This is a genomic window from Saprospira grandis str. Lewin (assembly GCF_000250635.1).
Classification (GTDB): Bacteria; Bacteroidota; Bacteroidia; order Chitinophagales; family Saprospiraceae; genus Saprospira; species Saprospira grandis.
Genome location: NC_016940.1, coordinates 4,308,887 through 4,327,151, shown reverse-complemented (window position 1 = coordinate 4,327,151; position 18,265 = coordinate 4,308,887). Strand labels below are relative to the sequence as shown.

The window sequence follows — 18,265 nt, the reverse complement described above, 5'->3', positions numbered from 1 at the left end:
GGGGAAGAGCAGTTTTTTTATACTGAAAGTTGTTCCGCTGTTTTGGGGCCTCCCGCCTTCGGCGGGCGCTACGTTTCGGGGCTCGCAGGTCTGCTCGGCCCTTCGCCGCTTTCAGCGGCTCGGTCTGGCCTGCGGCCACCCCTGCACATCGCTAGGCCGTTTGGCCTTCGGCCAGGCGGGCTTTGCCCGCCATTTTGGCCCTATTTTCTACCCAAAAAGCTATGCAAACTCCCAACAGGGAAGTTCCATTCTGGGGTGTACAAAATTTCATCTTCCGCCAAAGAAAACCATGGACTTCCCCCAGCTTGCAAGTTGCGCAACAAATGAATTTCTTGAGCCGGCATATAGCTTTGGGCCAATAAAAATTGCTTTTTGCCTGCTTTGTTTTTCGCTACGCCCATCACCAAAACGGCATGCCCCGGAAATCCCCCCTGCAAAAATAAATCGCCAGCCTCCAATTGGGCCAAGGGCTTTTTGGGCAGCTCGGCGGCCAAAGAAGCCGTGCCCGCAAACATAAATATCCGCTTCAAATAGCTCCGAAAGTTGCCATAACTATAATCTGCCGCCCCTTTGGCCGCCGAAAAATAAACCCGATTGCCTTTGACAATCGGCTTTTTGCCCTTGGCCCAATCCGAAAAACCAACGCGGTCTCCAGAAGTGAAGTTGAAGAAAATGCCCTCATAGTCTTTTTGGGCATAGGCATATTCGGCATAGAGCCGCATGATGGCATCGGCGCATTGCTGCAAGTCCGATTGGCCCACATCTATTTGGATGACCCTAGCCGCCCCCGCCTGATAGGGCTTTTGGGCTCCATTGTACAAATGGACCTTATGGCCCTCAGGATATAAGGGAAGCTTGGCCAACCAAGCCCCAAAACTACCCGCCTTGGCCGCCTGCCAATGATAGCCCGCTGGCGGAGCCATAGCATCTTCTATGCGCTCGGCAAAAATAGCTTGCTCCAACCAAGGAAACTGCATGCTGTCTTTTTTAGTTGGCGCTTGATTCACTACAGCAACCGCCCTTTGCTGGCCTTTTTCTTGGGCCGCTTCTTGCTGCAAAGCCTCAACTTTGGGCATATCTTGGCAGGCCCCAAAAAGAAGTCCCGCTAAAAGTAGGGCAAATGGTTTTTTCATAAAGCAAAGAATTTATAGATAAAGGGCCGAAGCCGAAAGCCTAGAGCAAGGAATAAAGTGGAGCGGATGAGCGCTGCGCAGCGGTGGCCGAAGGCCAGACCCAGGGCAAGCAAAGCGCAGCCCGCAGGGCCGAGCAGACCTGCGAGCCGCGAAGCATAGCGACCCGAGCCGATAGGCGAGGGGCAGCCCCAAAAAATCCCCTTACTTCTGATATAAACCCGCCTTTTGGTCCTTTTTCTTCCAGCGCAAAATGATGTAAAGCAAAATGAGAATAGACAAGCCGCTGGCAAAAACAGTAGCCAATAACATCAGTTTGGAGGACCAGAAACCAGGCGATAGTTTTATGGGATGATCGGCCCCCAACTGGATAAATGCAGCCCAAAAAGCAGGATGCTGAGCAATTCCCTCGGCATTAGATAAGTACTGAAGTTTGGCCGCCTGCAAGGCCTTAGATTTGCTCTGCCCCTCGGCCAAGTTTTTATAATAGGCTTGCATCAAATAGGCGGTGCTCACATCATTGACCTGCCAAAGAGAGACCAGCAGGGCGGGCACTTTGGCATACATAAAAGAACGGGCCAAAGAGGCTACGCCATTGCCCTGCTCAAACTTTCCGAGCCCCGTTTCGCAGGCAGAAAGGACCAATAAATCGCTGTTGAGATCTAGTTTGGCAATTTCATGGGCCTCTAAAAAGTTGTTTTCTACACTATCGTTATTTTCACTAAAGGCCAAGGCCGAGAGCAGCGGCTGCCGAGGACGAAGCAGGCCGTGCATGGCCAAGTGGATGACCGAAAAATTGGGGGCCAAACGCTTAAAATTAGCCTCATTGGCCAAGCTATCGTAGAAGAATTGTCCAGAAAACTCCTGGGCCAAAAAGTCAATTTCTTGGCGAGCTGCGGGCAAGGGACTCAGATGCGAGCGTAGCCGCTGCTCTTGCATAGAGCGCAAAGCGGAAGTTGCTCCAGCCTGCCCCTCATAGCTAGCCGCAAAGCCCAAAAACTGCCCGTTATTTTTGGGCTGTTGTTGCTTGTTTTCCTGCCAAAGGGCCAAGGAATAATTGTAGTAAATGGCGTAATCTTTCACCAAATAAGGCAGCTCGGCATAGGAGCTATTGTCCTGGGGCGCTGCCCTGAGCAGGGCCTCAAAAGGGATATGGGCCAAGGCAGCATCTGGAATAATCAGCAGTTGATCGAACTGCTTTTGCTCGCCCAAAATAGGCGCCAATAGCTGCTGATAAAGCAGTTGCCCCTCTTGAAGATAGAGCGTTCGGGCCTTTAAGGAGTCAGATTGAATAAAGGGGTAGTCACTCAAGCTTTTTCTAAAATCATTGATGCTTTTATTTAAGTCTTCTAACTGAATAGGGAGCTCTTTGGCAATCAATTCGCCCTCCTTGGGCAGCAGAAAAGCATAGATTTTTTCGGGTGTTACCATATAGTTAATCAGGGCTTCATTGGCTCGGAGCTCCTTTTGCAAAGCCTGAATATCTAGGGGTTTTATCTCTTCCAATTGGGCCAGTTGAGGATATTTTTGAGCCAATTCTAGACGCAGTTCATCAATTTTGAGTTTGGCCGTATTGGCCGCCCGCAACAAACTATCTTTTTCCGATTGTTCGGCTGTTTTTTGGGCCGCAATCCGCAGCTCTTTCCAGTTGTCAATCAGCTTGGCCTGTTTTTCTTGCCATTCTTTAGGCAGTTTGCTGAGGCTGCGCCCTGCTTTTTGGGCCAAATGCTGGCGCAGCAAAACCGTTTTATTAAAGTCAGAAAAACTAAAGGCCCGAAGATAATTCTTCTCTTGCATGGCCTGCTTGCTAGCCAAGAGGACCCACTTTTGCTGCGCTTGCAAACTGCGCAATTTATCGGCTTCGGCACTCATGTTTTTTCGCTCATTCTCTAGCAGCGAAATAGCCGTTTGCTCTATTTGCTCTAGGCGGTTTTTATAGTCTTGAGGCTGCTTGCGTTGCAAATAGTCATAATAGAGCCCCAAACTCTTGAGTAAGTCGGTATTTTGTACGGGCGCATGCTCCAAAACTTGCTGCTGCCATTGTTCTTCGGCGGCCAGGCCCACATTTTTATTGGTGCAATGTCGAACCACTTGGTCAATATAGTCCAAGGCTTCTTCATCTTGCTCGTTGGCAAAGAGGTAGATGGCCAAACTGTTTTTGCTGCGGAGCAGTTTGGGGTTGTCGGGGCCCAAAATAGCCTGTTGAATGCTTAAGATTTCTCTATTGAGGGCAATGGCTTTTTCCATATCGCCCTTTTTTTCCCATAAGATGGCATAATCATATAAGATGCGGGCATAGGTCAGGCTTTTTTCGCCTCTATGCTGCCGAACCCAAGCCAAAACCTCCCGATAAGCGGCATCGGCCAACTCATATTTTTCTGCTACAGTATATACATAGGCCAGATTGGATAGGTTGTTTACATAGCTGCCATGGCTGCTGCCTTTGGCTTTTTTGATGATGGCTACCGATTGTTTTACCGCGGCCAGACTTTTCTCAAATTCGCCTAAACGCATATAAACGGCCCCCATATTATTTAAACTAGTGGCATAATCCAGATTATCTTCTCCCAAAAGTGCTTTTTCCATCTCGGCGGCTTCTTGCATAAGGGGCAGGGCATCATGTAGGCGGTCGAGCTCGATATAGAGTGCGCCCAAATTGCCCAAGGCGGCAGCATATTTTTTATCCTGAATGTTTTGGGTTTTATAAATTTTAAGCGCCTCTAAGAGAAGGGGTTCTGCTTCTTCATAAAAACTCAGGCGATAATAGTAAGTAGCTAAGCTATTGAGCTGACTGGCATAGGCCTTACTTTCTGGACCAAAGTTTTCTTTGGCTAGCTGCAGCGCTTGCTGAAAAAGCTGAAGGGCCTGATCCACCTGGTCTTGTTCTAGGGCCAAATTGGCCAATTCTTTATAGACCCGAACCAAGTCTTGATGAGCCGCTTTGGGCTGCTTGAGCAGCCGCTGGGCCAAGTTCTTATAGCGCTGCTCGGCCTCTTGCATTCTTTCGAGCATCCGCAGCGAATAGGCCAGGTTGATCTCATTATCTACTTTTAGGCTGTCGGCTTCGCCTAGGCGATTATAAGCTTGCTCTAAGGCCTCAAAGCGAATAAGGGCCTGCTCAAAATCTGAGCGTTTTTGGCTGTAAAAAAAGCCCAACAACCCTAAGGTTTCGGCATATTCTTTTAGGGCCTGAGGGGCATTTTTTTGCCAGTTTTCGGCGGCTAAGTACTGGCTTAGGGCCAGACTATCATCCCCTGGGCCTTCATCTAAGCCCCAAGCTAAAAAGAACTGCAAACGAGCTTTGTCTTGGGGAGAAATATGGCTCATCTTGAGCTGCTCTTGGGCCAATTGGACCATAGCTTCATATTCGCCTTTATCCGCCATCTTCTCAAAGGATTGTTCCGAGATTTGGGCAAATAGGCATAAGGGGAGAAAGAAAAGGAGGGGCAATAAGAATTTCATGAGTTTGTTTGTTTTGTCTGCACAAAGGTACAAGCTATTCCAGGATTTACGGCCAACTCTAGCCGATTATTTCCCTCCTTTAGCCGATCTATTCGAGGGCCAAAACTAAAAATAGTATCTTTGGGCAAATCACCTAAAAGAGTTTTATGCCTTACTATTTATTTTTTCTATTGTTGCTGGCCCTGCCGCTTTCGGCCCAAAAGATGGCCAGTGAAGATACCTTAGTCGTTACGCCCAGAATGCTGGCCGAAGAGCCCGAGGAGCTCATTGCGCAGTTTGATACCAGCCGCCAAAGTCCCTACATTCTCTATTTTCCGATGCGCTATGCCCGCTTTATCTTTACGCCAGAAGATAAGGCGCTGATTAACAGCCTGACAGACACTATTGTGGAGCGCATTGATTTGGTCTATACCGTTTTTCGACAAGACAAAAGCTTCGATCAGGTGAAGTTGAATGAGGACCGCTACGAAATGCTGCATTGGTTTTTTCCACAAGCCTTCAAATCTAACCTCATTGAATGGCGATTGGTGGCCCAAGATGGCGCCATCGATTATGCCACGGCCCGCACTTATTTTCACGGCTTCGTCATTTATCTCAAACCGCATCGCCTCACTGCCGAAGATGGCAGCATCCTGCGAACGGTAGATGATGTTCGGGTAGATCGTCCCAGCAGCCGCCTTTTGCCCCCAGAAGAAGAAATTGCCTTTATTGAACGAACGATGGATGCGGCTTTAGGCAAAACGGCCTATAAAACGGTCCAAGATTCTACGATCGAATGGGTGGAAAAGCGAACTTGGACCGGTAAATATTTACATAGTAATCCCAAAAAACGCAAAAACGGCAAACGCTATAAGAAGAAAAAGGGCCTGTTTGGAAAAAAACGCCCAAAACAGTATGTCACCAAAAAGGTCAAGGAGGTAAAACTAACGGAAAGAAAGGTCGCTTACCGAGAGCCGCCCTCTGCCGCCTCTATTTCTGAGGCCCTAGAACAACTCGATAGCGATACGGTGGTTTATAAGTACCTCACTGAAAAAGCCGAGGATTGGTCAGGCCACCTGATTGTCCAAGATGTAACGGGCAGTATGTACCCTTATATCACGCAAACCCTGATCTTTATTCAGTCGCAGGCCAAAATGGATAGTACCAAAAAGTACCTCTTTTTCAATGATGGCGACGATCATCCCGATGGTATGCTGGGCCGCTCTGGCGGAACCTATTTTGTGGGCTCGCCTTCTCCCGACCGTATCAAGGAGGTGGCTTTTTCGGCCATGAAGGCAGGCCGTGGTGGCCGACCTTCCGAGAATGATTTGGAGGCTGTATTGGCTGGTTTGGGCCGCTACCCCGACTGTACGGGCGTGCTCCTCATTGCCGATAATTTTGCCCGAGTACGGGATATGCCGCTGCTCCGAAAAATCGAAAAAATGGGCAAAAAGATTGACGTCCTCATCTGCGAAACCGGTAAGGAGGGCCAGGTGGGCGTAGATTATATTCGCATCGCTAGCCGAACCGGCGGCTCCATCTATACCCTAGAGGGCGAGTACCTAAATTTGGGCGATATGCAAGAGGGCGAAATCCTAGAAATTGGTCCACAACGCTTCCGCAAATCTGGCAAAGATTTTATTTTATTGAATCCTTAGTTGTTTAGGACTTGGGGCCTCCGCTGCGGCCTGCGGCCTTGCGGCGGTTACTTCCTTTGGTCGTCGAACTGCGAACTAAAGTTCTTGTTGTCGTTTTGCAGCTCGCTGCTGTTTTGGGGCCTCCCGCCTTTGGCGGGCGCTACGTTTCGCAGCTCGCTGTTCGCTCGGCCCTGCGGCCTGACGGCCTGGGTCTGCGGCTTTGCCGCACTGCTGCACATCGCTAGGCCTGCGGCTCGCTGCGCTCGCCTGTCCGCCGCAAGTTTGCCCCTCCACATCGGTTACTCCCTTTGGTCGTCGAAGACGGCCTAAAAGCCTTGTTGTGGCCATTTGCGCCCTGGCCCTAAAGGGCCAATAAAAGAGCAGCCCCCTGAGCGATTGCTCAGGGGGCTGCTTGCTTGGGGGCCAAGCTAGGCTTACTCTTTCACTCTAGCCAAGGCTTTGATATTGTCGCTGCCCGTTTTCATCATATTGATATAAAGGCTATCATTTTCAATTTTGACTACCGACATATTAAGGCTGACCTTCCCTTCTGGGTTGATCAATTCAATGGTATTGCCAAAAATGTGGTAAGTTCCTTTTTGAACATTGTCGCCGCCAAGTTTTAGCTGCATGCTGTCATTGGCCTCAAACTTAACAAAGATCAATTCATTTTGCCAGCTGCCAATCAGCTGTTCTTTCTCAAAGCTGCTACAAGCGGTCACTAAAAGGAAGCTAAGGAATAGCAGCGGAAACATAAGTTTAGATAACATCTAAAAAGGGTTAAAGGGTAGTTAATAAGCCTCACAAATGTCTTGCATCAGCGCCGAGAAGTCTTTGGGGGCTTTATATAAGTGATCATTATAAGAGGTGGCGCTCAGCTTTAAGTTAATCATTTGTTCATTAACTTTGGTCAGGGTAAGCATAATATTGCCAAAAATTTGGTCCATTTGTTCTCCGTAGGCTAGACCGAATTCTCTGGGGGGCTTGAGGTAGTAGCGGGCAATTTCTTCCTGCAAACCGTCTTTTTCTGTTACTTTGAGCTCGGCTAGTTGTAGGCGGTAGCCGGCTTGTTTAAACTGCTGCTTAAAAAAATCAAAAAGGCATTCAAAGTCCATAGGGCGCCAGCGGGCCTCATCAAAGTGGATGACAAAGCCGCTAACAGAAGGGATAATCATAAAGTGGATGGCTGCTTCGGCTTGGCCGCAGCAGCAGTGGTCCTGATATTGGGCATAGAGCCAATCGAGCATTTGCTCTTTGGTATTAGAGGCTAGCCATTTTTGGAAGTAGGCCAAAAAGTTTTCTTTTCGGTCTAGGGGTTCATGCCGAATAAGCTTTTCTTCGCTATTGGCATTAGTTTCAGGCTGTTGCTGTTTATTTTCTGCAAAAAGCCCCTTGATTTGTTTCCATAAACTCATATATATTGGCAAATCCTAGTTTTTTTGAATGAGGCGATCCATATTTTTTTTTGGAAGTAGCTTCCTTTAGGGTCGCTTTTTTATTGGATTGGTCGTAATTTTGGGCCAGCTTTGCGCTGATTCTGTCTATGCAAACAGTTTTAGCCCTTGATGGTTCATCTCTATCAAGGCTTGGACCAATTGCGGCGGACAGGCGAGCGCAGCGAGCCGCAGGCCTAGCGATGTGCAGCAGTGGCCGTTAGGCCAGACCGAAGCCCAAAGGGCTGAAGGGCCGAGCGAATAGCGAGCTGCGAAACGTAGCGCCGGCGAGCGAAGCGAGGCGGAGGCCCCAAAACAGCAGAGAGCTGCGCAACGACAACAAGGTCTTTAGACCGTCTTCGACGACCAAAGGGAGTAACCGCCTGCCGCAGGCAGACAACAAGGCTGCAAGCCGCGGTTCGACGACTGAAAGGAGTAACGCCCCAAAAAATAACAGACATTTGAGGAGCAGATTGTTTTTGCAAACCGAGAAGAAAGAAAAAAATGAGTGATTATTTATCAGGATTAAACGATATACAATATAAGGCGGTCACGCATATTAACGGCCCTTTGCTAGTGATTGCTGGCCCGGGCTCGGGAAAAACGCGGGTATTGACCTATCGCATTGCGCATTTGGTTAAAACGGGGATTCCGCCTTGGGAAATTTTGGCCCTGACCTTTACCAATAAGGCGGCGCGAGAAATGAAAGAGCGGATTGCTGGAGTAGTGGGAGATAAGGCCAATCAGATTTGGGCCGGGACGTTCCACTCGATTTTTGCTCGGATTCTGCGTTCGGAGGCCGAGAAAATTGGTTTTCCCTCCAATTTTTCGATTTATGACGCTTCGGATGCCAAAAGTGCCATTACGGCTATTATTAAGGCCCAGGGATTGGACCCCAAAGTATATGCGGCCAATAAAGTATATAGTCGGATTTCTATGGCTAAAAACCAATTGGTTTCGCCACAGGCTTATGCGACCGATCCAGACAGAATCATGCAGGATAAGTCGGCCAAAATGCCTTATGTCTATAAAATCTATGACCTTTATGTAAAGAAATGCGCCCAATCTGGCGCCATGGATTTTGATGATTTATTGTATCAGATGCACCGATTGTTGGACTTGAACCCCGACAATGTGGTAGAAAAATACCGCAAAAAGTTTAAATACGTTTTGGTGGATGAGTTTCAGGATACCAACTCTTTGCAGTATGGGATTATCCAGTTGCTGGTGAATTATCCGGGCAGTCCCAGAAATATTTGTGTGGTAGGCGATGATGCGCAGTCGATTTATGCTTTTCGGGGAGCGACCATTCAGAACATTTTGGATTTTGAGCGAGATTATCCCGAACTAGTCGTCTATAAGTTGGAGCAAAACTACCGCTCGACCAACTATATTGTGCAGGCGGCCAATGATGTGATTGCCTATAACAGCAAGCAGATTCGGAAGAAAATTTTTACGGATAAGGGAACGGGTGAGCAGATTAAGGTGATGCGGGCCGTAACGGATAAGGAAGAGGCGCGTTTGGTGGCCGAATCTATTGTGGAGATGAAAAATCGTCTGCATCTGAAGAATGAAGACTTTGCGATTTTGTATCGGGTTAATGCACAGTCGAGGGTGTTTGAAGAAGCCCTGAAAAACAAGCGTTTGGCCTATAAGGTCTATGGAGGCATGTCGTTTTATGAGCGCAAGGAGGTGAAGGATACCCTTTCTTATTTGCGGACCATCATTAACCCCAAGGATGAGGAAGCTTTGGCCAGAATTGTCAATTATCCAACAAGAGGTATTGGCGATACGAGTTTGACCAAACTCCGAAATGCTGCGGCCGAAAGAGGTTTGGGCCTTTGGGAGGCTTTGAAGGCGGCGCCTCAGTTAGGCGTTGGGGGCCGTGCTGGCCGCTCTATGGTAGAATTTGTGGCCATGATCGAAACCTTTCAGCGTTGGGCCAAAGATGATGATGCCTATGAGTTGGCCAAAAGAGTGGTGCGGATGACCGGCATTAACGATCAGCTCAAAAAGGATAAAACGGCAGAAGGAAAAGCTCGGGTAGATAATGTTCAGGAGCTTTTAGACGGCATCAAGTCTTTTGTAGAAGAGGATGAGGTGGATGAGCTGCTTGATGATGTATTGGACAAAAGTTTGACCAGCTACCTACAAAATATTGCCCTAATTACTGATTTTGACAATGATGCCAATGAAAACGATCGCGTCAAGTTGATGTCCGTACATGCCGCTAAGGGACTAGAGTTTCCCGCTGTATTTATTGTAGGTCTAGAAGAGAATTTGTTTCCCTCTACCATGGCCCTTAAGGCCAAAGATAGCCGCTCGGCCACCGATGAAGAGCGCCGCTTATTTTATGTGGCCATTACTCGGGCAGAGCAGTACCTGACGCTATCTTATGCCTCTAGTCGCTACCGTTTTGGGAAAATGCAGTATAATAATTCTAGCCGCTTTTTGGAGGAGATTTCGCCTTCTTGTTTAGCTTTGGCCCAACCGATGGGGAATCGGGCTACGGTTTCGGGGGTGAAGCGCTATCAAAATAGCCGCCCAATGGCCAATTCTGGTCGACAATTGCGCAAGAGCGAACTGCCGAAAATCAAAGATTTTCGGCCCAGCCCAGTACAAAAGCTTCTTCCTGGTGTAAAAGTCATGCATGAGCGCTTTGGCAAGGGCAAAATTATAGCAGTAGATGGAGGCGACAAAAAAGTGGCCACGATCTTATTTGGTGAACGAATTGGCGAAAAGCGCATTATGCTTAAATACGCCAAACTTATGATTATAGACTAATGGGAAGACTAGCCGTCATTTTAATTACCGTCATGGTAGTCACTACTTTTTTCTCCATTCATATTTTACTGCGCTATTATAATCGCACAAGAAAGCGATCGCTCAGTAAATTGTCGGATAGAGAGTTGCTAGCGGCTTTTGCCATGAACAATTATGTATTGAGCATTCCTCAGCTTCAAACGATGTCCTCTCTGACCTCTGCGGACTTGAGTTTGCGCATGCAAGCCTGGATGAACCTATCCGCTTTTCGGAGCCTTTATGATGGCTCGGATAAGGTCTTGTATCAATTGAAGGCCAATTTGCCGCAGTTGGACCGCCCCTTATCTACGGCCAATAAATCGCCTAAGGAGTTGTTAGAGGCTTTTCGGCCCTTGCACACTGGCCGAGAAATCAATGTGGCCGAATTGGTTTGGGTTTTTGATCTCGAGCTCTATGAAGCCCGCAAGTTGCTTAAAGAATGGCTAAAAGCAGACTTTCTAAAAAGCTATTATGATGGCCATTTTCAGCGCTATTATACCTTTAAGGAGCAAGAGCTAAAAGGCAATTTTAAATTGGCCAAAGAGGTAGAAGCAGAACGCATAGAACTAGATGATGCCAGCTTGCTTAAGCTGGCGGTAGAGCATGGCGGAAAATTAACTGCCAGCCAGCTTTGCTTAACTACCAAAAGCAGTTTAGACGAAGCCCAAGACCGCCTAGATGAACTTTATGATAAGGGCGTCTTTTTCTTGGATATCGATGAGGAAAAGGGCAAAATTAGCTATGTGCTCAGAGAGCAAGATCTAAAGATTTAAATAAGCAAAGGGCCGAAAACCATAGGTTTTCGGCCCTTTTTCTTTTAGTCTGTTCCCTGCACAAACTCCCAATCGGTCAAGCTTTCCAAAAAGGCGATTAAATCGGCTTTTTCTTGGGCCGATAGCGCAAAGGCCTGCATTTGGGGACTTTTATTAAAGTGGGCTTCTCCGCCAGAGGCAAAGAAATCCACCACTTCCTCAAGGCTTTGCATGCTGCCATCGTGCATATAGGGGGCCGTAAGGGCAATATTGCGAAGACTAGGGACCTTAAATTTGCCAATATCGCTATCTAAGGCGGTCACTCTTCGGCGGCCGGAGTCCCCATTGTAGTCATAATCGGCATAAAGGCCAATATTGATAAATTCTTCATTGGAGAAGTTGGGGCCGCTATGGCAGTCTCTACAGCCTTTGTCCTGAAAAAGCTGCCAACCTCTTTTTTCTTGGCTGTCCAAGGCATTGCTATCGCCCTGATAATAGTAGCGATCAAAGGCAGATTGGCCAGTGAGTAATGTCCTTTCGTAGCTGGCAATAGCACGGGTAAAGGCAAAAGTAAGGGGTTTGCCTGGATAAGCCTTTTCTAAAAGTGCGGCATATTCAGGATGTCGAGCGAGCCGCTCCACTACGCCTCCCAAATGAAAATCCATCTCGTTTTCATCTTCTACAGGGGCCACCACTTGTAGCTCTAGGTTGGGGACACCCCCATCAAAGAAAAAGTTTTCTCGATAAATGAGGTTGGTCAAAATAGGCGCATTGCGAAAGCCCAAGCGCCCCTCTATACCTGGCGAAATTACCTTATCGTCGGCAAAGCCCAATCTTCTAAAGTGGCAAGAGCCACAAGAAATGCTAGAATCTCTAGACAAAATGGGGTCAAAAAATAGCCGCTTGCCCAATTCTACCCTCAAGGGGGTGGGCAGATTATCCTCAGGCAGATCTACCTCTGGAAAACCGGGCGGCAGATCTAGGGCATAGCTTTTTTCTTCTTTTTGGCAGCTGCTCAGCAGCAGTAGGCTCAGGAATAAGAGGGGGAGGTATCGCATAGGCTTATTTTTTAGCCAGTTGAAGTAAAATTTGGCGAATTTTGAGCAGTTGGCCCATAAAAACCGCTATAGAGAGGCCCAAAAATCCTAGGGCCAATTCATAAGATTGCCCACTATTGACGGCATAAATAGCCCAAGAAGAAAAGGCGAGCATCAAGAAATGAATCAGCCAAAAAGAACTGGCCGGCAAGGGGGCTTCTTTCTCTAAAAGCAAAAATAAAATCTTTGTTCCAATAGCCGTTCCCGCATAAAGGGCAACAGCAAAAAGTGCTAACAATAAATAGGTCATAGTTCTAAAATTAAAAAAGCCAGAACAGGCCAACGCCCGCTCTGGCCAGATGACTAAAGTACAACCTCAGTCTATCATCAAACGAATAGCATCCAATTATTCTACACCAAAGGCGGTAACCATGTTGTCAGCCACTTTAGTAGCCAAAGGCATGTTGTTCATGGTGTGTGTGCTGTAGTCATTAGCTAGGTCTGTATTGGTCAATACGGTAGCCAAATCCAACTCTACCTCAACGGTAGCGGTTTCGTCTTCCATATCCTGATGAGCCATCAAAGAAACCTCACGGAGCAAGCTATTTTTACCAATATGCCAGTTAGCAGCGGTATCAGGAGTACCGTCACCATCTGTGTCCACTTCGCCTTCAATTTTAACAAAGATGTACCCAGAGTTCCAGCTCCAGTGCATTCCTGGGTTTTGCGCAGCCAAAGGATCATTGGCGTCACGGCTAGTAAAATCAGCCTCAGTTTGGCTGTTGGTTACAGAGTCTACCCCAACATTAAAGTTGAGCATGTGTAGATGGTCGCCAAAGCTAGCGGGTACAGTTCCTAGGGCATAGTCCATCTGGCTGGGCTTGGCCAAAAGGAAAAGATCATCAAAGCTGTGCATCTCGCCATCATCATTCATAATATTGATTCCAGAAACATAGAACTGGGCCAAAGTGAACTTCACGGCTACACCATCAATGGTATATACTTGGTCGTAGGCAAAGTCTTCTGTACCTACTTTGTAGTGCAAATGCATGCTGAGGTCTGTATCTGTGGCCGTATCCTCTTCATCTTTTTTACAAGATCCCATAGAAAAAACCAAGGCAAAAGCAGCAATTGCTAGGCTAAATTTAGATAGTAGATTAAACATAAGTCGATAAATTAAGTAAGTGATTAAATGTAGGTGCTTTTATAGAAGAACCATAATTTTCTTTTTTTTGGGCCCGCGGCCGGCTAGGCTTCGCCTAGGTCGGCCGCCGCTATGCTTCGCCGCTCGCAGGTCTGCTCGGCCCTGCGTTTTTTTTCGCTTTGCTCAAAAAAACTGGGTCTGGCCCTTCGGGCCACGGCTGCGCAGCGCTGGGCCGTTTTGCGCCTTCGGGGCATTTGCGGCTGGGCTTTGGGATAGCGCTTCTTGTCTGAGCTTTTATTTTATCTTGTGAAACAATGGACAAAATTCCCTATCTTTCGGCCCCTGACAAGGGCAAATATAGTCGGTGGAATAAGCATTTCACAATCTTTTTTTGCTCTCAATAAAGATAGTTTTTTTCAATTTTCTTATTAGTGACATTTGTTATATAAAACCTGCCAGTTATGCGAAATATCAGCCTTTTTTTCTTTCTCTTTCTGCTCTTTAGCCTTACGGCTTGCAAAAAGCCCCAGCCGGTCACAGTAGAGCAAAAAAGGCCCAATTTTTATCTGCCTGCCGAGCTGGGCAATATTGTGCTCAATATGAGCTTGCAAGAATTGCAGACTAAACGGCCCAAAATGGCGCCGATCAATTATGTGCAAGATGCCCTTTCTTTCCGCAAAGAGTTTTATGAAGAAATTGGCCGAGATAGCATCAAAAGAGTCTTTTATTATATTGATAGCGATTCGCCGCAGCCGCTCTATGAAATTTTGGTCGAGTACCAAGACAAAAACTATATGAAAGAAGAAGCCGAGCGCCTTTTGGGCCAACCCAATAGTAATAACGGCAGCGAATGGCTTTTTGATTCTCGCCAAGGCTTTAAAGTTCGGGCTTGGTTGCATGAAAACCGCCTTGTTTTTGCCGGAGAGATTCCGGGGACCGAATGGAGCGAGCTCAATTAATTAACTTTTTGGCCCAACAGCCAGGCGCTATTCGGCTGAGGGATGGACAGCAGTGGCCCAAAGGGCCAGACCCAGGGCTTTTGAAGCGCAGCGAAAAAGCCCGCAGGGCCGAGCAGACCTGCGAGCTGCGACACAGCCCGACCCGAGCCGATAGGCGAGGGGCAGCCCCAAATTATCTTTAGAACAGAAAAATATGCCAACAAACGAAAGAAAAACCACCTTTACTTTTTTGGCCGAACCTACCGATGTAAATTTTGGAGGCAAGGTGCATGGTGGTGCCGTCATGAAATGGATTGACCAAGTGAGTTATGCCTGTGCCGCTAGTTGGAGCGGGCATTATTGTGTAACCGTCTATGTGGGGGGGATTCAGTTTTATCGGCCCATTCAGATTGGGCAAAGGGTCCGTCTAGAGGCCAAGGTAATTTATACGGGCAGTAGCTCTATGCATATTGCCGTAGATGTCTATTCTAGAGACCTGCGAGAGGGCGACTGGAAAAAGACTACGCATTGTATTATTATTTTTGTGGCCGTAGACGAAAATGGCAAAACCGTAGCGGTGCCCAAATGGACCCCCAAAACAGAAAAAGATAAGGCGCTTGAGGACTATGCCAAGCGCCTTATGGAACATAGACAGCGCATTCAGGAAGAAATGTCGCCCTATGTAAAAGAACAAACCGGAGCCTAAACCTCCTCCCTGCTTTCTAGGGAAATGGTGCGATGGATGCTCTCTTCTAAGGAAATAAAGGTTTCGGTGCGTTGCACCCCGTCTATTTCCTGAATCTTTTCGTGTAAGACCTCTCGCAAATGCTCAGTATCTCTACAGATAATGCGAACAAAAATGCTATAATTTCCTGTAGTGTAATGCGCATTGACCACCTCGGGGATATGGTAGAGGGCATCAATCACCTGGCTATAAAAAGAGCTGTTTTCTAGATGAATGCCTAAGAAAGCACAAATATCGTAGCCCAATTTATTGTAGTCTACATTTAAAAAAGCCTTTTTGACCAATCCAATACGGACCAGGCGCTTCATGCGAACATGAACGGTGCCCGGAGATACATGTATCCGCTTGGCAATATCTACATAAGAAGTATTGGCGTCTTTGAGTAAAATGTTGAGGATCTTTCGGTCCGTTTCATCAATGTTTTCTTTCTTTCCCTGCATCTGTAGTACTTTAGGTCAAATGATAATGGAGAAGTTGAGGTAGTGGATTGGCTAATATGCTGGCTTTGGATAATTGGGCAGCAGCAAGGGCTGCTTGCAGTTCCTCTGCAAAAACCGCGGCAATACTGCCTGTAAAATAGAGGGGGGCGTTTTTTGCGGCCTCAAATATAAGTAGCTGCTGGCAGATAAAGTCCGAAAAATGAGAATTTAAGGTCTTTTCTACATAAATATTCTCTCTATAGGAAGATAAGAATCGAGAAAACTGCCCCAAAAAGGCATTGGGTCGCTCTTGCGCATAGAGTTGGGCAATAAAGTTGGGCGCCTGAAGCAGGGGGAAGTCCTGCGCAAAGGCTTGGGCCAAATCAGCGGGCATCTTTTTATAAAAGTAGTCTTTAATGAGCTGTTTCCCTAGGGCATTAGCGCTGCCTTCATCCCCCAACAAATAGCCCAAAGAGGGCCGCAGTTGTTGGATGGTTTCGCCATCAAAAAAGCAGGCATTGCTGCCGGTGCCTAAAATACAATAAAAACCAACCTTTGGCGGCTTATTGAAGGCTCTAATTGTGGCCCAAAGGTCTGATTTTACTTCTATTTCTTTGGCTTGTGGAAAAGCCTGCCCCAGAATTTTTTGCATTTTATTAGCGGCTTCATGGGCTCTGCAACCCGCCCCATAAAAATGAATGGCAGAGATGGGCTGGCCTTTTTGAGCCAAAACAATGGGCGCTAGGCTTTGTTCTAGTTGGGCTTGGCTATAACTAACGGGGTTCATGCCCATGCCCTGCATCTGTTTATACTGGCCATCTTGGGCCAAAAAATACCAATCTGTTTTTGTCGATCCACTATCGGCTATTATCTGCATAGGCTCAAGGGGTTAAGGCTGTTTTTGAATGGGAAAAGGGGAAAAGCCGTCGAAATTATAAATTTTAGCATAAAAAAATAGGGCTTTTTTCATTTTCTTTGTGCTTTGGTTGCCAAAGAACTGTTTTTAGTTCTACTTGTTCTCTAAAATGGTCCCCAACTTTGGCCCAACTAGTTTTCCACCCTCATCTCAAATCATTTATGTCTCAGCACGCTCCTTCCAACGGTCCTCTTTCTTTTCTACAAAAGGTTCAAATCTGGCTGCCTGCCCTCATTGGTATTTCCCTGGCTTTGGGGCTGTTTATGGGCCTGCTTTTGCGCCAACCCAGTCGCCCAAGCTATCAGTTTGATGCCGATAGCCCTCATTCGGGCGATATTAGCCGCTTTAATGGTAAGGTAGAAGAGGTGCTCCGCTTTGTCGATGCCCGCTATTTGGAGGGCGTAGAATTGGGCGAGCTAGAAGATGCCGCCATTAAAGCGATTTTGGACCAGCTCGATCCTCACTCTAATTATATTCCCAGCCAAAAACTACAGGCCGTCAACGAATCTCTAGAAGGCAACTTTGAAGGCATTGGCGTAGAGTTTTTCTTGCTCGATGATACGGTTTCTATTACAACGGTTCTAAAAGATGGCCCCGCCGATCAGGCCGGCCTAAAAGTAGGCGATAAGTTCCTGAGAGTAAATGATAGCCTTTTTGCAGGCCAAAAATTGGACAATGAGGAAATTGTCAAGCGCCTTAAAGGTCCAGCCGGCTCTACTGTAAATATTAGCGTCTTGAGAAGAGGACAAAGCAGCCCCCTAAATATTGCCATCAAAAGAGGTGAGATTCCCGTTAAAAGTGTCGATGCCGGTTTTATGTGGGACGATAAAACGGGCTACATCAAAATTAGCCGCTTTAGCAGCAAAACCTATAAGGAGTTTATGGAGGCCCTAGAGCCTTTGGTAGAGGAAGAAGGGATGGAAGATCTAGTTATTGATCTGCGCCAAAACCCAGGCGGCTACCTCAAGGAAGCTACCGAAATCCTCAATCAATTGTTTAAGGACAAACGGCTTTTGGTCTATACCGAGGGCCGTAGCTACAAACGCAAAGAATATAAATCTACTGGCCGCAGCTTTTTTAAGGTGGGCCGAGTTGCCGTTTTGATCGATGAAGGCTCTGCCTCCGCCTCAGAAATTATGGCGGGCGCTATCCAAGATAACGACCGCGGCATTATTGTGGGCCGCCGCTCTTTTGGTAAGGGTTTGGTCCAAGAACAATACGGCCTGAGCGATGAATCTGCTCTCCGCCTTACGGTCGCTCGCTATTATACGCCCTCGGGCCGCCTGATTCAACGCCCCTACAAAAAAGGCGATGAAGCAGGTTACGATCAAGATTTTGAAAGCCGCCTAAAATCTGGTGAACTTTATGAAAAAGATAGTATTAAAGTGCTAGACTCTACGGTCTATAAAACAACGGGTGGCCGCTTGGTTTATGGCGGTGGCGGAATCATCCCCGATATTTTTGTGCCCCTCGATAGCCTTAACCGCAATGATTTTTATGTGAATGCCCGCTTCAATTTGCCCGCCTTTGTCTATCGCTACCTCGATCAGCGATTCCAAACTTTTGAGGGCCAAAAAGCAGAGGATTTCCTCAAAAATTATCAGCCTTCCGAAGAGCTTATGCAGGCTTTTCAGCAGTATCTAACGGAGCAAAAAGAGTTGCAATTTGATGCCGCCGCCTGGCAAAAAAGCCAAAGCAGCCTCAAGCGCTATATCAAAGGCTATTTGGCCGAACAACTCTTTGGCGAAGCCTATTTTTATAAGGCTATGGCCAAAGAAGACCCCATGCTCCAAGCTGCCGTTAAGGGTTTGAAAACAGAATAAAGGGCAATTTTTAGCACATCTTTTCTATCTTTGCCCTCTCCAATCAAA

Annotated in this window: 15 protein-coding genes; 6 read left to right on the top strand and 9 right to left on the bottom strand. The window is 47.2% G+C overall.

All coding sequences use genetic code 11. The features are described from left to right. Positions 1-200: 200 nt before the first annotated feature. Together SGRA_RS19165 and SGRA_RS19160 are read right to left on the bottom strand one after the other, a co-directional pair. On the bottom strand, positions 201-977 hold the full coding sequence (locus SGRA_RS19165) for a DUF4846 domain-containing protein (RefSeq protein WP_041330007.1): 777 nt from the start codon (positions 975-977) through the stop codon (positions 201-203). A 357-nt stretch (positions 978-1,334) separates the two neighbouring features. Next, complete coding sequence (locus tag SGRA_RS19160; protein ID WP_015694494.1) at positions 1,335-4,592, bottom strand: CHAT domain-containing protein; 3,258 nt, start codon at positions 4,590-4,592, stop codon at positions 1,335-1,337. A gap of 146 nt (positions 4,593-4,738) precedes the next feature. On the opposite strand from SGRA_RS19160, the gene SGRA_RS19155 reads away from it, so the two are divergent. Next, a complete protein-coding gene (locus SGRA_RS19155; protein WP_015694492.1) occupies positions 4,739-6,229 on the top strand; it encodes a hypothetical protein in 1,491 nt (496 codons plus the stop codon). 413 nt (positions 6,230-6,642) lie between these two features. On the opposite strand, the gene SGRA_RS19145 is transcribed toward SGRA_RS19155, so the two are convergent. Both SGRA_RS19145 and SGRA_RS19140 read right to left on the bottom strand, forming a co-directional pair. Further along, positions 6,643-6,978, bottom strand: a complete 336-nt coding sequence (locus tag SGRA_RS19145) for a hypothetical protein (RefSeq protein ID WP_245538599.1) — start codon at positions 6,976-6,978, stop codon at positions 6,643-6,645. Between the two features lie 21 nt (positions 6,979-6,999). Continuing rightward, complete coding sequence (locus SGRA_RS19140) at positions 7,000-7,623, bottom strand: hypothetical protein (protein ID WP_015694489.1); 624 nt, start codon at positions 7,621-7,623, stop codon at positions 7,000-7,002. 522 nt (positions 7,624-8,145) lie between these two features. Between SGRA_RS19140 and SGRA_RS19130 the strand changes: the two genes are divergently transcribed. Then, on the top strand, positions 8,146-10,425 hold the full coding sequence (locus SGRA_RS19130; protein WP_015694487.1) for an ATP-dependent helicase: 2,280 nt from the start codon (positions 8,146-8,148) through the stop codon (positions 10,423-10,425). Then, positions 10,425-11,216, top strand: a complete 792-nt coding sequence (locus SGRA_RS19125) for a hypothetical protein (RefSeq protein WP_015694486.1) — start codon at positions 10,425-10,427, stop codon at positions 11,214-11,216. Before SGRA_RS19130 ends, SGRA_RS19125 begins: the two co-directional genes overlap by 1 nt. Before the next feature lie 44 nt (positions 11,217-11,260). Here SGRA_RS19125 and SGRA_RS19120 read toward each other — a convergent pair whose 3' ends face one another. The 3 genes from SGRA_RS19120 to SGRA_RS19110 all read right to left on the bottom strand — a co-directional run bounded on the left by SGRA_RS19120 (position 11,261) and on the right by SGRA_RS19110 (position 13,397). Continuing rightward, positions 11,261-12,253 carry a cytochrome-c peroxidase gene (locus SGRA_RS19120; protein WP_015694485.1) on the bottom strand — a complete coding sequence of 331 codons (993 nt, stop codon included), beginning with the start codon at positions 12,251-12,253 and terminating at the stop codon, positions 11,261-11,263. Positions 12,254-12,257: 4 nt separating this feature from the next. Continuing rightward, on the bottom strand, positions 12,258-12,542 hold the full coding sequence (locus SGRA_RS19115) for a hypothetical protein (RefSeq protein ID WP_015694484.1): 285 nt from the start codon (positions 12,540-12,542) through the stop codon (positions 12,258-12,260). 96 nt (positions 12,543-12,638) lie between these two features. After that, on the bottom strand, positions 12,639-13,397 hold the full coding sequence (locus SGRA_RS19110; RefSeq protein WP_015694483.1) for an MbnP family protein: 759 nt from the start codon (positions 13,395-13,397) through the stop codon (positions 12,639-12,641). A gap of 440 nt (positions 13,398-13,837) precedes the next feature. Between SGRA_RS19110 and SGRA_RS19105 the strand changes: the two genes are divergently transcribed. After that, positions 13,838-14,335 (top strand): hypothetical protein, encoded by a 498-nt coding sequence (locus tag SGRA_RS19105; protein ID WP_015694481.1) that lies wholly within the window; start codon positions 13,838-13,840, stop codon positions 14,333-14,335. 193 nt (positions 14,336-14,528) lie between these two features. Next, positions 14,529-15,020 (top strand): acyl-CoA thioesterase, encoded by a 492-nt coding sequence (locus SGRA_RS19100; protein WP_015694480.1) that lies wholly within the window; start codon positions 14,529-14,531, stop codon positions 15,018-15,020. On the opposite strand, the gene SGRA_RS19095 is transcribed toward SGRA_RS19100, so the two are convergent. Both SGRA_RS19095 and SGRA_RS19090 read right to left on the bottom strand, forming a co-directional pair. Further along, positions 15,017-15,499 (bottom strand): Lrp/AsnC ligand binding domain-containing protein, encoded by a 483-nt coding sequence (locus SGRA_RS19095; protein WP_015694479.1) that lies wholly within the window; start codon positions 15,497-15,499, stop codon positions 15,017-15,019. The genes SGRA_RS19100 and SGRA_RS19095 overlap by 4 nt on opposite strands. Positions 15,500-15,509: 10 nt before the next feature. Beyond that, on the bottom strand, positions 15,510-16,355 hold the full coding sequence (locus SGRA_RS19090) for an N-acetylglucosamine kinase (protein ID WP_015694478.1): 846 nt from the start codon (positions 16,353-16,355) through the stop codon (positions 15,510-15,512). A gap of 161 nt (positions 16,356-16,516) precedes the next feature. Here SGRA_RS19090 and SGRA_RS19085 point away from each other — a divergent pair, with 161 nt between their 5' ends. Continuing rightward, on the top strand, positions 16,517-18,217 hold the full coding sequence (locus tag SGRA_RS19085) for a S41 family peptidase (RefSeq protein WP_245538598.1): 1,701 nt from the start codon (positions 16,517-16,519) through the stop codon (positions 18,215-18,217). Positions 18,218-18,265: the final 48 nt, after the last annotated feature.

Coding starts and splice junctions, on each gene's coding strand:
- SGRA_RS19165 (WP_041330007.1), bottom strand. CDS start 977: ATGCAGTTTCCTTGGTTGGAGCAAGCTATTTTTGCCGAGCGCATAGAA.
- SGRA_RS19160 (WP_015694494.1), bottom strand. CDS start 4,592: ATGAAATTCTTATTGCCCCTCCTTTTCTTTCTCCCCTTATGCCTATTT.
- SGRA_RS19155 (WP_015694492.1), top strand. CDS start 4,739: ATGCCTTACTATTTATTTTTTCTATTGTTGCTGGCCCTGCCGCTTTCG.
- SGRA_RS19145 (WP_245538599.1), bottom strand. CDS start 6,978: ATGTTATCTAAACTTATGTTTCCGCTGCTATTCCTTAGCTTCCTTTTA.
- SGRA_RS19140 (WP_015694489.1), bottom strand. CDS start 7,623: ATGAGTTTATGGAAACAAATCAAGGGGCTTTTTGCAGAAAATAAACAG.
- SGRA_RS19130 (WP_015694487.1), top strand. CDS start 8,146: ATGAGTGATTATTTATCAGGATTAAACGATATACAATATAAGGCGGTC.
- SGRA_RS19125 (WP_015694486.1), top strand. CDS start 10,425: ATGGGAAGACTAGCCGTCATTTTAATTACCGTCATGGTAGTCACTACT.
- SGRA_RS19120 (WP_015694485.1), bottom strand. CDS start 12,253: ATGCGATACCTCCCCCTCTTATTCCTGAGCCTACTGCTGCTGAGCAGC.
- SGRA_RS19115 (WP_015694484.1), bottom strand. CDS start 12,542: ATGACCTATTTATTGTTAGCACTTTTTGCTGTTGCCCTTTATGCGGGA.
- SGRA_RS19110 (WP_015694483.1), bottom strand. CDS start 13,397: ATGTTTAATCTACTATCTAAATTTAGCCTAGCAATTGCTGCTTTTGCC.
- SGRA_RS19105 (WP_015694481.1), top strand. CDS start 13,838: ATGCGAAATATCAGCCTTTTTTTCTTTCTCTTTCTGCTCTTTAGCCTT.
- SGRA_RS19100 (WP_015694480.1), top strand. CDS start 14,529: ATGCCAACAAACGAAAGAAAAACCACCTTTACTTTTTTGGCCGAACCT.
- SGRA_RS19095 (WP_015694479.1), bottom strand. CDS start 15,499: ATGCAGGGAAAGAAAGAAAACATTGATGAAACGGACCGAAAGATCCTC.
- SGRA_RS19090 (WP_015694478.1), bottom strand. CDS start 16,355: ATGCAGATAATAGCCGATAGTGGATCGACAAAAACAGATTGGTATTTT.